This is a genomic window from Rhodococcus sp. Leaf247, assembly GCF_001426185.1.
Lineage (GTDB): Bacteria > Actinomycetota > Actinomycetes > Mycobacteriales > Mycobacteriaceae > Rhodococcoides.
Map to the genome: position 1 here is coordinate 1 of NZ_LMRP01000002.1, position 14,202 is coordinate 14,202.

A 14,202-nucleotide genomic window follows, 5' to 3' on the forward strand; every position below is an offset into this window, starting at 1 on the left:
CCAGCAAACCAAAACAAAATATTGGCACTGACATTCATCGACACACTGTTGAGTTCTCAAAGAACACGCACACACCACCACCACCCACACACAGCGGGARGATCCGGGGCAACCGTTCCAGCCTAACCACACCGCGACACCCGAGTCAAACACCARGCACCACATGGATCAGGAAATTGGACTGTACGCTCAGCCTACACGAGATGCAGACGAACCTTTTCTGTCCGATCGGCCATGCGACTCCGTCCCACCTCGTTCGCCCAGCCCCTGAAGGCCTTCGGTCGGTGTCCGTGTCGCTCTGACTCGAAGAAAGTTACGCCAGCAGTCGACGTCATGCAAATCGGCAGGTCGACTGAGCTCAGGACTGCGTTTCTGCAGGTGGCAGCACCCGATCTCCACCAGGTCGACCAGCAGCGCCGCAGGAATCAAACTATGACGCCGCTCACAGCAGGCCCGGCGTCGGCCCCCGCTCGGTCCAGGTCGGCCGCCGCCACGGCCGCACCCAGGTGTTCCGAGATGGGGAGGACGCCTGCCCACACTCCCCCTGCCACCACGTCGACGTCGTCGTCGACGGGACCACCTGACCGCGCCTTGACCGACGCCTCGTACAGCGGCACTGCCACCACACGGGTCGCCGCCAACTCCTTGCGCGTGTTCGCCCGGACCACCTCCGTGCGACCGGGGACCAGCTTGTTCACGATCAGGTCCAGGGCGACGGCGCGCTCCTCCTCGTCCGCGACCACCCTCGGCGTTCCCCGCACGACAGCACTTCGGTAGTTCATCGAGTGGTGGAACGCGGATCGGGCGAGGACGAGGCCGTCGAGCACGGTCACCGTCACGCATACCTCACCCACCACACCGAGGGTCGTGGCGGCTACCGACCCGTGCAGGTAGAGCGTCCCTTCTCGATCGGGGCCGTCGAGGTCGAAGGCGAATGCGGTGGGGACCACCAGTGGGGCGCCGTCCACGATCACCCCGAGATGGCACAGCCGCGCTGCCGTCAGAACGTCGACGAGCTTGGACCGATCGAGCTGCGCCCGAATCCTGTTGCGTCTCAGCGTCGTTCGCGCCGTTGGCGAGAGGGGCTCGGTGTCGATGGTGTCGGGCAGAGTCGCGTTCTCGGTCATGAGCATCAGTCTGTTCGACGATGTGGTCCCCCGTCACGGTCCACTTACGTACTATTTCCCTGAGCCACTTCACGGACGAGAGCAGGAGGCCCATGGCGCCGCAGGCACTTCCCCTCTGTGTCGACCGATCCTCCTCACGACCACTCCCCCTGCAGATCGCCGACGCCCTGCGGGACGCCATGTCGGGCGGCGTCCTTGCTCCCGGCTCCCGACTCCCCTCTACCCGCGCACTTGCATCCGACCTGGGGGTTTCCCGCGGCGTCGTCGATCAGGCCTTCGACCAGTTGGCCGCGGAGGGCTGGACCGAAGGACGTGCGGGGTCCGGGACGTTCGTCGGTTCCGATATACCGGCGCCGACAGCGCCGAGGATTGTCACGACTACGCCCTCGCCCGACACCGGCACTCCGCAGACTCCGTCCATTGCGCTGCGGCCCGGTATCCCCTGGACGCCTCCCTCGGCGACCGCGGCCTGGCGCCGAGCGTGGCGGACTGCCGGGGCGGACACCAGTCCGCACGCGTATCCGGATCCCGCCGGCCCCCTGGCACTGCGGCGCAGCGTCAGTTCTCTGCTCGCACGAGCGCGGGGCTTGACCGTCGAACCCGATCGGGTGGTGATCACGACCGGCGCAACTCATGGACTGACGCTGGCATTGGCCGCGGTCCGCGCCGACGGCTCTGCGGGCAACGGCATGAAACCTGTTCTGGCGATGGAAGATCCGGGATATCGAACGGCGGCATCGGCAGCGATCGCGATGGGATGGACCCTGCACGACGTGCCCGTCGACGCCGGGGGCATCACAGTCGACGCACTCGCCTCGGCGCCCCGCGGCACACGAGCCGTCTACGTCACCCCCTCTCACCAATACCCCACAGGAGGGACGCTCGACGTAGGACGACGCGCCGCTCTCATCGACTTCGCCCGCCGACACGACACCGTGGTGGTGGAGGACGACTACGACTCCGAATACCGATACGACGTCGCCCCACTGCCCGCCCTGGCCCACCTGGATCCCGATCGCGTCGTCTACCTCGGCACCATCGCGAAGACCCTCGGTGCCGGTGTACGCCTGGGATGGATGGTCGTGCCGGCGGCTCTGGTCCGACCGGTTCTGGACCATCGCGTCGCTGTCGGGGACTTCCCGTCGACACCGCTCTGCACCGCTATGACGTCGCTTCTCGACGACGGCGAATGGGACCGGACAGTACGCGCGGCGCGGCGCCGATACCGCGATCGCGATGCGGCAGTGCGTGATTCGCTGTCCGAGTTCGGTGAGCTGCGAGGACTGGGAGCCGGTATGCACACCACCCTGATCCTGACCCCCGACCGCGCCGAGGCCGTTGCACGCGGCGCCGCGCGGCAGGGTGTGGAGATCCCGACTGTTGCACCGTCCGCTCGAACGAATGTGGGCGTGGGCGGGTTGGTGATCGGTTACGGCCGAGTCGACGAGGCAGAGCTACGCCGGGCACTCGCCGTTCTCGCCGACGAACTACGCCGGCACCGCGACTGACGCATGCCGTCGACCGGACGACGTGTCACTGCACCCGTTCGATATCTCCGCCGAGGCTCTGGAGCTGCTCGACGAATCGGGGATAGCCCCGATCGATGTGGTAGACGTCGTGGACCTCGGTCGTACCGTCGGCCACGAGACCGGCCAGGACCAGTCCCGCTCCGGCGCGGATGTCGGACGACCAGACCGGGGCACTGGACAGGCGCGGCACTCCCCGCACCACGGCATGATGCCCGTCGGTCCGAGCGTCGGCACCCAGCCGGATCATTTCCTCGACGAAGCGGAAGCGTGCCTCGAAGACGTTCTCGGTGATCATCGACGTACCGTTCGCCACCGCGGCAAGCCCGATAGCCATCGGTTGAAGGTCGGTGGGAAAGCCCGGGAACGGCAGAGTTGCGAAGTTGACGGCGACGGGTCGTTCGTTCTGGACCACCCGGAATCCGTCCGGCAGCAGCGTGACGGTGGATCCCGCCGACTTCAACTTCTGCAGGACCAACGACAGGTGCTTGGGGTTGACTCCCGTGACGGTCACGTCACCGCAGGTCATCGCCGCCGCGATGCCCCAGGTCGCGGCAACGATGCGGTCACCGATGACACGATGTTCCGTGGGCTTCAGACTCGGGACGCCGATGATGGTGAGCGTGGGACTTCCCGCACCCTCGACGCGAGCACCCATCTTGTTCAGCATCGCGCACAGGTCGGCGATGTCCGGCTCCCGCGCGGCGTTGTCGATCACCGTCTCCCCGTCGGCGAGCACGGCAGCCATCAGGATGTTCTCGGTAGCCCCCACCGACGGAAATGCCAGTCGGATCGTCGCGCCGTGCAATTTCTCGGCGGTAGCGACGACACATCCGTGCTCGATCTCGCTGTGCGCACCGAGCAGGCGAAGTCCCGACTGATGCATGTCCAGGGGACGCGAACCGATGGCGTCACCACCGGGCAGTGCGACGACCGCCTTCCGACAGCGTGCAACCAGCGGTCCGAGCACACAGACGGATGCGCGGAATTGACGGACCGCGGCGAAATCCGCGTGGTACTTGGGCTCCGCCGGAGTGGAGATTCGCACGGTGTCCCCGTCGATCTCGACATCGCACCCGAGACCCCGCAACACCTCCGCCATCAACGGAACGTCCAGGATGTCCGGGCAGTTGGTGAGTGTCGTCGTTCCCTCGGCCAGCAACGCCGCGGCCATCAGCTTGAGCACGCTGTTCTTAGCCCCGCCGACGGACACATCGCCGGAAAGACGACTGCCGCCGGTCACCAGGAAACGTTCACTCACGGGGACAAGACTAGAGGCACGGCCGGTCGACGAGTGCATCGGCCGACTGCCGGTACGGTTGCCTGATGGCTGTTCACCTGACGTCGATCTATACCCGGACGGGCGATGACGGGACCACGGGTCTCAGCGACTTCTCCCGAGTGTCGAAGAACGACCCGCGGGTCATCGCCTACGCGGAATGCGACGAGGCCAACGCGGCCATCGGCATGGTTCTCTCCCTGGGATCGCCGCCCGTCGAGGTCGCGGACGTGCTGCGGTCGATCCAGAACGATCTCTTCGACGCCGGCGCCGACCTGTCGACCCCGATTCAGGAGAATCCGCAATATCCCCCGCTGCGGATCACCGCCGAGTACGTGACGCGACTCGAAGAGTGGTGCGACGACTTCAACGGACGGCTCACGCCGCTGACGTCGTTCGTTCTTCCCGGCGGTACTGCCGCGTCGGCACTGTTGCACAACGCACGCACGATCACTCGTCGGGCCGAGCGAGCGGCATGGGCGGCTGTCGACGCACACCCGGACACCACGGGAACCCTGCCCGCCACATATCTGAACAGGTTGTCCGATCTGCTGTTCATCCTCGGGCGCATCACGAATCCCGATGGGGACGTGTTGTGGAAGCCCGGGGCCAACAGACCTACCGAAGAGTGACGCGACCGATCAGGACGTGCCGGTGCCTCCGGGGAACTGGCGCTGCGAACGGCCGGACGGCCGCGATTCCAGCCAGGACGTGAATGCCGTGAACGCGCCGCGTTCGAACGCGATCTCGTAACGCCGCTCGCCGGCTTCGAGCGACACGACGGCGATCTCGTCGCTCATGATGTCGAGCTCGGATCGCTCCGGACGACGACGATCGCCCAACACCAAGGTCTGGCGGGGCATCCGGCGATCGGGTCCCGGTCGCAGACTCGACAATTTGTAGAACAGCAACACGTCGTCCCCGTATCGGACGATGCCGTGCCGCCACCCGCTGCCCTCGGACGCCGGAATCGACCGCAGAATCACAGCGGTACCCCCTCGCCGCAGAATGACGAGACGGTACAGAAAAGCCGCGGCGAGCCCTCCGAGCAGCACGACCAGAACGACAAGCACTGTCATCCAGGACGCCATCTCTTCGGAACCCGCCGCGGCTGTCTGTGGAACCTAGGCCCGCTCGACCGCGCGGACACGTCCGCGAGCGATCGCGAGCGCCTCCTCGTCGTCGGAACCCTCGGACAACACGGACCGTGCTGCCTCGACATCGATGTCCTCGGCGAACTCCGCCGACTCAGCGAGGATCGTGACGGTCTTACCCGTCACCGACAGGAAGCCACCGTGCACAGCAGCCACACGACGCTCACCGTCGGTCGTGGTGATCGCGACGGTGCCGCCCTCGATCAGCTGACCGAGAACCGGCTCGTGACCGGCCATGATGCCGATCTCGCCCTCGGTGGTCTGCGCGCTGACCAGCGTGGCCGTTCCCGACCACAACCGCTCTTCGACGGCCACCAGTTCGACATCCATCTCAGCCATTGCCGACTACTTTCCGGAGATCTTCTTGGCTGCGGCCTCGACGTCGTCGAGTCCACCGCAGCTGTTGAAGGCCTGCTCGGGAAGGTGGTCGTACTCGCCCTTGGTGACCTTGTCGAATGCCTCGATGGTGTCCGAGAGCGAGACGACGGAACCCTCTTCACCGGTGAACTTCTCGGCGACGATGAAGTTCTGGCCGAGGAACTTCTCCAGACGACGGGCACGGGACACCGTGACCTTGTCCTCTTCGGAGAGCTCGTCCATACCGAGGATGGCGATGATGTCCTGCAGTTCCTTGTACTTCTGCAGGATGCGCTTGACCTCGTTGGCGACGCGGAAGTGCTCGTCACCGACGATCGACGCCTCCAGGATGCGCGAGGTGGACGTCAGCGGATCGACAGCCGGGTAGATACCCTTCTGCGAAATCGGACGCGACAGCTCGGTGGTGGCATCGAGGTGGGCGAAGGTCGTCGCCGGTGCGGGGTCGGTGTAGTCGTCGGCGGGCACGTAGATGGCCTGCAGAGACGTGATGGAACGACCACGCGTCGAGGTGATGCGCTCCTGGAGCTCACCCATCTCGTCGGCGAGTGTGGGCTGGTAGCCCACGGCAGACGGCATACGACCGAGAAGCGTCGAGACCTCGGAGCCGGCCTGCGTGAACCGGAAGATGTTGTCGATGAAGAGCAACACGTCCTGGTTCTGCACATCGCGGAAGTACTCGGCCATGGTGAGGGCCGAGAGCGCGACGCGCATACGCGTGCCGGGCGGCTCGTCCATCTGACCGAACACCAGGGCGGTGTCCTGCAGAACGCCCATCTCCTCCATCTCGAGGTGGAGGTCGGTGCCCTCACGGGTGCGCTCACCGACGCCGGCGAACACCGACGTGCCGGAGAACTCACGAGCGATACGGGTGATCATCTCCTGGATGAGCACGGTCTTGCCGACGCCTGCGCCGCCGAACAGACCGATCTTTCCGCCCTTGACGTACGGGGTGAGGAGGTCGATGACCTTGATGCCGGTCTCGAGGATCTCGGTCTTGCCCTCGAGCTGGTCGAAGGCTGGGGGCTTGCGGTGGATGCCCCACTGCTCGCCGTCGCGGCCGAGGCCGGGGCTGTCGAGGCAGTCACCGAGGGCGTTGAACACGTGGCCCTTGACGACGTCTCCGACAGGAACGGAGATCGGCTTGCCGGAGTCGCGCACGGGGGTACCGCGCACCAGTCCGTCGGTGGGCTGCATCGACACGGTGCGCACCAGGTTGTCGCCGAGGTGCTGCGCGACCTCGAGCGTCAGCGTCTTGGCGACGGCCTTCAGCTCGATCTCGGCGTGCAACGCATTGAACAGTGCGGGGATGGACCCGCGCGGGAATTCGATGTCGACGACGGGACCGATGACGCGCACGACGCGCCCGTTCTCGGACGACTTGGCGCCGGAACCCGTGCTATCGGTTACTGCTGCGGTCATGTTCAGTCTCTTCCTGAGCTCGCGGCAAGCGCGTCGACGCCGCCGACGATCTCGCTGATTTCCTGGGTGATCTGAGCCTGGCGTGCCTGGTTGGCCTGGCGTGACAGGGCATTGACCAGATCGTTGGCATTGTCCGTCGCGGCCTTCATCGCCGTACGACGGGCAGCCGATTCGGATGCAGCCGCGTCGAGCAGTGCGGCGTAGATGCGGGTGCTGATGTACTTCGGCAGCAACGCGGATAGGAGAGTGTCCGCCTCCGGCTCGAAGTCGTACTGCGCCGTGACCTCGGTGGAGGACTTGGAGTCGCTGAGCATGTCTGCACCCAGTTCGATCTCCTCGTCGTTGAAGTCGATCTCCAACGGAGCCATCCGTCGGACGGTGGGCTTGAGCGACAGCATCGACACGAACGTGGTGTAGACGATGTGCAACTCGTCGACGCCCTCGACGGTGCCTTCACCGTTGGGAGCCTCGATCTCGTCGCCCGAGCCGGCCATGAACAACTGCACGAGGTGCTTCGCGGCCTTGGCGGCATCGCCGTAGGTCGGCTGCTGCGAGAACCCGGTCCACGCACCCTTGACGTCGCGGTCGCGGAATGTGTAGTACGTCAAGCCCTTACGGCCCAGGACGTAGATGACCGGTTCCTTGCCCTCGGACTTGAGCAGCTGCTGGAGCTCCTCCGCCTCGCGCAGGATGTTCGAGTTGTATCCACCGCACTGACCCGAGTCACTGGTGACGACGAGTACCGCGGCACGCTTCGGCTCCGACCGCTCGGTGAGCAGCGGATGGTCGAGCGAACCCGACGCACTGGCCAGGGCGGAGAGCACCTTCGTGATCTCGGTGGCGTACGGCTTGGACGCCGCGACACGTGCCTGCGCCTTGGTGATGCGCGACGTGGCGATCAGTTCCTGCGCCTTGGTGATCTTCTTGATCGAGTTCGTCGATCTGATCCGGGAGCGCAACTCACGAATGCTGGGCATCTGTCACCTCACTCCCTGCTCGAAGGTAACCCGCATCACTTGCTGACAGTCTTGCGGTTGACGGTGACCTTCTCCTGGTCGACCTCGCCCTTGTCCAATGCCTCGGCCTCGGCCTCGTTGACGATGCGCTCGCCCGACGAGGTGAGGAAGCCCTGCTTGAACTCGTCCGTCGCCTTGGTCACGACGTCGGCAGCCTCGTCCTTGAGCACCTTGCCGCCGGAGATGGCGTCGAAGGCGCTCGAGGCGTTGCGGTGCAGATCCTCGAGGAGCTCGCGGTTGAAGCGGCGAACGTCCTCGACGGGGACGGTGTCGTAGTAGCCGGCGTCGACGAGGTAGATCGAGACGATCTGGTCCTCGACGGAGACGGGGCTGTACTGGTCCTGCTTGAGCAGCTCGACCCAGCGCGCACCGCGCTCGAGCTGAGCCTTGGACGCAGCGTCGAGGTCGGATGCGAAGGCGGAGAACGCCTCCAGCTCACGGAACTGAGCCATTTCCAGACGCAGCGAACCGGCGACCTTCTTCAGACCCTTGGTCTGCGCCGCGCCACCGACGCGGGACACCGAGGTGCCGACGTTGATCGCGGGACGGACACCCTTGTTGAACAGGTCCGACTCGAGGAAGACCTGGCCGTCGGTGATGGAGATGACGTTGGTCGGGATGAAGGCCGAGATGTCGTTGGCCTTGGTCTCGATGAGCGGCAGACCGGTCATCGAACCGCCACCGAGCTCGTCGGACAGCTTCGCGCAACGCTCCAGCAGACGGGAGTGCAGGTAGAACACGTCACCCGGGTATGCCTCGCGGCCCGGCGGGCGACGCAGCAGCAGGGAGATGGTGCGGTAGGCCTCGGCCTGCTTCGTCAGATCGTCGAACACGATCAGAACGTGCTTGCCCTGGTACATCCAGTGCTGGCCGAGGGCCGAACCGGTGTACGGGGCGAGCCACTTGAAGCCGGCGGAGTCGGATGCGGGAGCCGCGACGATGGTCGTGTACTCCATGGCGCCGTGCTCGTCCAAGGCGGACTTGACGCCCGCGATGGTCGAACCCTTCTGGCCGATGGCGACGTAGATGCAGCGCACCTGCTTGTCGGCGTCGCCGGACTCCCAGTTGGCCTTCTGGTTGATGATGGCGTCGACGCAGACGGCGGTCTTGCCCGTCTTGCGGTCGCCGATGATCAGCTGACGCTGGCCACGACCGATCGCGGTGAGGGCGTCGATGGCGGTGATGCCGGTGGCGAGGGGCTCCTCGACGGGCTGACGCTCGAGGACCGATGCTGCCTGGAGCTCGAGGACACGCTGCTCGTTGGACTCGATGTCGCCGAGGCCGTCGATGGGCTTGCCCAGCGGATCGATGACGCGACCGAGGAAGTTGTCACCGACGGGGACCGAGAGGACCTCGCCCGTGCGCTTGACTTCCTGGCCTTCTTCGATGTCCTGGTAATCACCGAGGATGACGGCGCCGATCTCGCGATCGTCCAGGTTCAGGGCCACGCCGAGAATGCCGCCGGGGAACTCCAGCAGCTCGTTCGACATAGCCGACGGAAGACCCGTGACGTGAGCGATGCCATCGCTCGTGTCGGACACCAGACCGACCTCTTCACGAGAGGACTCCGGTGCGTAGTTCGCCGTGTAGCTCTCGATTGCGCTACGGATCTCGTCGGAGGAGATCGTCAACTCCGCCATGTTTTCCTGCTCTCACTGTTCTGGTTGTTCCGTGTCCGGGCCGGATGAGCGGCCGCGTCGCGGAACGTGGGTGGGACGTGCGTACCGAACTAGGTGGTGCGGTGTTCTCTGATCACCTGAGCGATTTTCTCAAGGATGCGAGACGGCCCGCACCGCTGCCGTCGATGACTTCGTCGCCGACACGGACGACCAGTCCGCTCAGGAGTTCCGGATCGACCTCGACGTGGACGGTCACGGACTTGCCGTAGATACCTTCCAGCGTGGACGTGAGCCGGGCGACCTGGTCGGCGCTCAACTCGGTGCTGCTGCGGACGTGAGCGACCTCTTTGTCACGGCGGGTAGCCGCGAGCGCGGACAGTTCGCCGAACACCGTCGCCGGTGCCACACCGCGCAACCGGCCGACCGCCTGGACGGCGAGCGCCTCGGTGATCGCGGTGACCTTGCCGTAGAGCAACGTCGACAGGAGTGAGCCCGACGCCTCGGCCGGCTTGGAGCGATCCGACAGCGCCTGCTCGAGAGCAGGATCGCCGGCGATGATGCGTCCGAGCCGGAACAGCTCGTCCTCCACGGTGCCCACCTGGTCCTGATCCTGCGCGGCACGCAGGAGGGATTCACGGCCCAGGAGTACGAGCGAGTCGGTGAGGTCACGTGCCGACGACCAGTTCTGAGCGACTGCTGCCTGGAGGGCAGCGGTAGCGGCCGAGCCGATCTTGCCGTCGAACAACTTCCCCGCCAGCGCACGTCGCGCGTCGGGTGCTGCCGACGCGTCGGCCAGCGCTGCGCGCAACGGACGCTGTCCGTCGAGCACGGTCACGACACCGAACAGATCGGAGCCGGCGCCCGCCGCGGCGGACGTCGGATCCGAGGCCGAATCGAGCTCGGAGGCGAGGACCGTCCGGGCCTCGGCGAGAGCTTCACGACTCGCTGCGTACATGGTGCTCACTTCCCGCTTGCGGAATCTGCGCCGACAGAATCGAGTTCGTCGAGGAACCGATCGATCGTCCCGGCGCGCTTGACGTCGTCGGACAGCTGCTCGCCGATGACCTTCTCGGCCAGTTCGACAGCCGTACGGCCGAGGTCGGAGCGCAGTTCGGTGACGATCTGCTGACGCTGAGCCGCGAGCTGCTGGTGGCCGGAAGCCACGATGCGGTCGCTCTCGGCCTGTGCACTGGTCTTCATCTCCGCGAGGATCTGCTGGCCCTGTGTGCGTGCGTCTTCACGGATCTTGGCGGCTTCCTGGCGTGCATCGGCCAGCTGGGCGCGGTACTGCTCGAGCGCCTCCTTGGCTTCTGCCTGCGCCTCTTCTGCGCGCTTGATCCCGCCTTCGATCTTCTCCGACCGCTCCGAGAGCACCGTCTGGAAACGTGGGAGCACGTACTTCCAGAAGAAGAACCCGATGACGGCGATGCAGACCGCAGACCAGACGATGTCGTAGATCTCGGGGATCAGAGGATTGATGTCCTCTTCCCCCTCTGTCGCTGCGAGGACTGCGAATGTCGACATGGCGATCAGAAAATGAAGCCGGCGACGAGGCCGATCAGCGCGAGGGCCTCGGTGAACGCGATACCGAGGAACATGTTGGTACGGATCTGGCCGCTGAGCTCGGGCTGACGGGCGATGCCCTCGATGGCCTTACCGACCACGATGCCCACGCCGATGCCGGGGCCGATCGCTGCGAGGCCGTAACCGATGGCTCCGTAGCCTCCGCCGGTGATTTCCTGTGCTTCCTGCGCGAGGTAGCTGAGGCTCATTGTGTTTCGTTCCCTTTCTGTTGCCCACGACCGGACGGCAGCGGGTCAGGTTCTGTCGAGTGGTAGGTGGGTCAGTGAGAGTCGGCGTGCAGAGCGAGGTCTATGTAGACCGCGGTCAGCAATGCGAAGACGTAGGCCTGCAGGAAGATGACCAGCAGCTCGAACAGCGTGAAGCCGAATCCTGCGACCAACGAGAACAGTCCGAAGACCTTCATGCCGGTCGCCGCTTCGAAGAAGAAGAACTGCGTCGCGCTGAAGAACAGCACCAGCATGATGTGGCCGGCGAGCATGTTGGCCATGAGTCGCACCGTCAAGGTGAACGGGCGAAGAATGAAGGTCGAGATGAACTCGATCGGAATCAGCAGCAGGTGGAGCGCGATCGGGACGTTGGGGACCACGATGCTGCTCTTCACGTACTTGAAGAAGCCGTACTTCTTGATGCCGACGTAGTTGAAGACCACGTACGCCAGCGCCGCGAGCACGATGGGCATACCCACTCGTGCGTTCGAGGAGATGTTGATGAAGGGAATGACGCCCGAGAAGTTGAGGAAGAGCACCGCGAAGAAGATGGTCGCGATGACGGGCAGGAATCGCTTGCCCTGTTCCTTGCCCAGTACCTCGTCGGCGATCTGATCCTTGACGAAGCCCAGGGCCATCTCACCGACGTTCTGGATACCGCGAGGCACGATCTTCGGGCTGCGCATCGCGAGGCTGAAGAAGGCGAGCAGCACGACCGTCATCAGGATGCGGACCAACATCAACCGATCGAGTTCGAACGGGGTGCCCTCGAACAGGACGGCCGGTGGGAAAAAGTCGGTCAATGACGGCGGATGGAACTCCGCGGCCAGGTTGGTGACGCTCAGCGGTCTCTCCCGTGTTCGGCCGCAGGCGAAGGACACCCACGGTTCGATCGGACATATGGCGGTCGGGCACGATCGGGCTCGGACGAACTAGCAAGTCGACTCGGGTCGGCTCGAGTAGTCGTCAGCCGCGAAGGGCCATGATGGCCCCGCGTCTGTCGGGTGTCGGCGACTTCGTCGACTCGGTGACGTAACGCCGTCCGGGCGCTCCATCGTCGTGTCCACACTCTCACATGGGCTGCACAACAGGAAACGGCTCCGGTGACGTCGATCACCTGCAAGAACCGTCCCGCACGCAACAATTGTGTCCGTTACGCCCGGTAAGCCCTTGCTCGAAGTGGAACTTTATCAACACAATGCCGTGCGCTGCGTCGGGGGTGGTTCCGACGGAGACTCTACTACAAAAGGTCGTACTACTCGACGTCCGAGTCGGGGTCTCCCGCGGGCGAATCGACGTACGGAACACGCTGACGGAAGATGCCGTACATCTCCGCGCCGAGCACGATCACCAAGGCCGCGAGCACCACGATGCCCAGCGTCGGCCGGTTGTAGAAGTCCATTCCCCGGAGCAGTCCGAGCACGATGACGGCGATCAGCATCTTGACGATCCAGCCGCCGAGAAGCACCGCGCCCACAGCGGTGGGCTGCAATTTCGCCGACAGCAGCACCGACACCGCGGTCGCCAGGATGAACAGACCACCCACGGCGGAACCGAGAAGCGCGCCCCACAGACCCTCCAGGCCTGCAGCCAGGACGGCGACGACCGACGCGACGACGGCGAGCGCGATCAACGCGATCACCCCGTAGCGGACGGCGGCGCGCAACGGTGCGGTCGAGGACGGAATCGGCGAGGGCGAGAAAGTCACGGCGTGAAGGCTACCGGCGCCGCGGGTCGCGGATGGACGGCACGGCCGTGACGACCAAGGCGAAGACCAGCCCTCCGGCCAGCAGGAGAACCACGATGCGCCGGTCGATCAACGACGCGCCGACCGCTCCGAAGGCCAGCACCCCGACCCACAAGTAGATGAGCAGGACGACTCGTCGGTGCGAGTGGCCGATCTGCAGCAGACGGTGGTGCAGGTGCATCTTGTCCGGGCTGAAAGGGCTGCGACCTGCGCGTGTGCGTCGGACGATGGCCAGGAGGAGGTCGAGGATCGGGATGAACGTGATGGCGCCGACCAGGAGCAACGGCGTCAGCAGACCGAGAAGATCGCGTGTTCCGTACGCGCTGAGACTGATCCGGCCCGACGCGCTGGTCGCGACGGTGGCCAGCATGAGTCCGATGACCATGGAACCCGAATCGCCCATGAAGATCCGTGCCGGCTGGAAGTTGTGTGGCAGAAATCCCAGGCAGGCGCCGGCCAGTGCGGCGGCGATCATGGCCGGTGGGTACGCGCTCACGTCGCCGCCCTGCTCGTGCAGAAGACCGACGGAGAAGATGCAGATGGCCACGGCGGCGATCAGACCGACACCCGCGGCAAGGCCGTCGAGACCGTCGATGAAGTTCATCGCGTTGATCATCACCACGGCGATGAGCACCGTGACCAGACCTGCCTGGAGTTGGTCGAGGATCAGCGTCGACCCCTCGCCCCACGGTAGGTAGAGCAGGTACCAACTGACACCCATCAACACCAGCACACCCGCTGCGGTGACCTGGCCGGCGAACTTGGTCAGCGCGTCCAGTCCCCACCGATCGTCGACGATGCCGACGGCGACGATGATCGCGCCGGAGACCAGTGCCGCCTGCACGTCGGTGGTGAACTCGAAACCGCGAGTCAGCGCCGGCAGCTTCTGCGCGAAGAGCAGCGCGACCAGCAGACCGAGGTAGATACCGATGCCGCCGAGCCGCGGCGTCGGCGTCACGTGGACATCGCGTTCGCGTGGGATGGCGACGGCACCGAACTTCAGCGCGACGATGCGGACAGCGCCGGTGACAAGGAACGTGACGACGGCCGCCGTCAGCATCACCAGCAGCAGCTCACGGATGGGAACGCCGGCACCGCCGTCCGACTGCGCCAGCAGCGCACTCGTGTGCGCGGGCGCCGCCGTCAG

The 14,202-nt window shown here is 65.3% G+C and carries 15 protein-coding genes; 2 read left to right on the forward strand and 13 right to left on the reverse strand.

Going from position 1 to position 14,202, the window contains the following annotated elements:
• Positions 1-425: 425 nt before the first annotated feature.
• The gene (locus tag ASG64_RS09460) at positions 426-1,127 is read right to left on the reverse strand and encodes a pyridoxamine 5'-phosphate oxidase family protein (protein ID WP_200933453.1); all 702 of its coding nucleotides are present in this window, start codon (positions 1,125-1,127) and stop codon (positions 426-428) included.
• A 92-nt stretch (positions 1,128-1,219) separates the two neighbouring features.
• Here ASG64_RS09460 and pdxR point away from each other — a divergent pair, with 92 nt between their 5' ends.
• Positions 1,220-2,635: a MocR-like pyridoxine biosynthesis transcription factor PdxR gene (gene pdxR / locus ASG64_RS09465; RefSeq protein WP_056073055.1), complete on the forward strand. Its 1,416-nt coding sequence runs from the start codon at positions 1,220-1,222 to the stop codon at positions 2,633-2,635.
• A 25-nt stretch (positions 2,636-2,660) separates the two neighbouring features.
• Here the strand turns inward: pdxR and murA are convergent, their stop codons facing one another.
• Positions 2,661-3,914, reverse strand: coding sequence for a UDP-N-acetylglucosamine 1-carboxyvinyltransferase (gene murA, locus ASG64_RS09470; RefSeq protein WP_056073058.1), 1,254 nt, complete (start codon positions 3,912-3,914; stop codon positions 2,661-2,663).
• A gap of 65 nt (positions 3,915-3,979) precedes the next feature.
• On the opposite strand from murA, the gene ASG64_RS09475 reads away from it, so the two are divergent.
• Entirely contained in the window at positions 3,980-4,564 is a 585-nt protein-coding gene (locus ASG64_RS09475; RefSeq protein ID WP_056073061.1) for a cob(I)yrinic acid a,c-diamide adenosyltransferase, read from the forward strand.
• Positions 4,565-4,573: 9 nt separating this feature from the next.
• On the opposite strand, the gene ASG64_RS09480 is transcribed toward ASG64_RS09475, so the two are convergent.
• The 11 genes from ASG64_RS09480 to ASG64_RS09530 all read right to left on the reverse strand — a co-directional run bounded on the left by ASG64_RS09480 (position 4,574) and on the right by ASG64_RS09530 (position 14,202).
• Positions 4,574-5,011, reverse strand: a complete 438-nt coding sequence (locus ASG64_RS09480; protein ID WP_235579553.1) for a DUF2550 domain-containing protein — start codon at positions 5,009-5,011, stop codon at positions 4,574-4,576.
• Between the two features lie 45 nt (positions 5,012-5,056).
• Positions 5,057-5,425, reverse strand: a complete 369-nt coding sequence (locus tag ASG64_RS09485; RefSeq protein WP_042575504.1) for a F0F1 ATP synthase subunit epsilon — start codon at positions 5,423-5,425, stop codon at positions 5,057-5,059.
• 6 nt (positions 5,426-5,431) lie between these two features.
• Positions 5,432-6,883, reverse strand: coding sequence for a F0F1 ATP synthase subunit beta (atpD, locus tag ASG64_RS09490; RefSeq protein ID WP_042575505.1), 1,452 nt, complete (start codon positions 6,881-6,883; stop codon positions 5,432-5,434).
• 2 nt (positions 6,884-6,885) lie between these two features.
• Positions 6,886-7,860, reverse strand: coding sequence for a F0F1 ATP synthase subunit gamma (locus ASG64_RS09495; RefSeq protein WP_042575506.1), 975 nt, complete (start codon positions 7,858-7,860; stop codon positions 6,886-6,888).
• 35 nt (positions 7,861-7,895) lie between these two features.
• Complete coding sequence (gene atpA, locus ASG64_RS09500) at positions 7,896-9,539, reverse strand: F0F1 ATP synthase subunit alpha (protein ID WP_056073066.1); 1,644 nt, start codon at positions 9,537-9,539, stop codon at positions 7,896-7,898.
• 112 nt (positions 9,540-9,651) lie between these two features.
• On the reverse strand, positions 9,652-10,482 hold the full coding sequence (locus tag ASG64_RS09505; protein ID WP_197074790.1) for a F0F1 ATP synthase subunit delta: 831 nt from the start codon (positions 10,480-10,482) through the stop codon (positions 9,652-9,654).
• A complete protein-coding gene (locus ASG64_RS09510) occupies positions 10,479-11,042 on the reverse strand; it encodes a F0F1 ATP synthase subunit B (RefSeq protein ID WP_042575508.1) in 564 nt (187 codons plus the stop codon). The genes ASG64_RS09505 and ASG64_RS09510 overlap by 4 nt, the downstream gene beginning before the upstream one ends.
• A gap of 5 nt (positions 11,043-11,047) precedes the next feature.
• Entirely contained in the window at positions 11,048-11,290 is a 243-nt protein-coding gene (locus ASG64_RS09515; protein ID WP_042575509.1) for an ATP synthase F0 subunit C, read from the reverse strand.
• A gap of 71 nt (positions 11,291-11,361) precedes the next feature.
• Positions 11,362-12,048: a F0F1 ATP synthase subunit A gene (gene atpB / locus ASG64_RS09520; RefSeq protein WP_442970542.1), complete on the reverse strand. Its 687-nt coding sequence runs from the start codon at positions 12,046-12,048 to the stop codon at positions 11,362-11,364.
• A gap of 515 nt (positions 12,049-12,563) precedes the next feature.
• Complete coding sequence (locus tag ASG64_RS09525; RefSeq protein WP_042575510.1) at positions 12,564-13,016, reverse strand: hypothetical protein; 453 nt, start codon at positions 13,014-13,016, stop codon at positions 12,564-12,566.
• 10 nt (positions 13,017-13,026) lie between these two features.
• Positions 13,027-14,202 carry a glycosyltransferase family 4 protein gene (locus ASG64_RS09530; protein WP_042575618.1) on the reverse strand — a complete coding sequence of 392 codons (1,176 nt, stop codon included), beginning with the start codon at positions 14,200-14,202 and terminating at the stop codon, positions 13,027-13,029.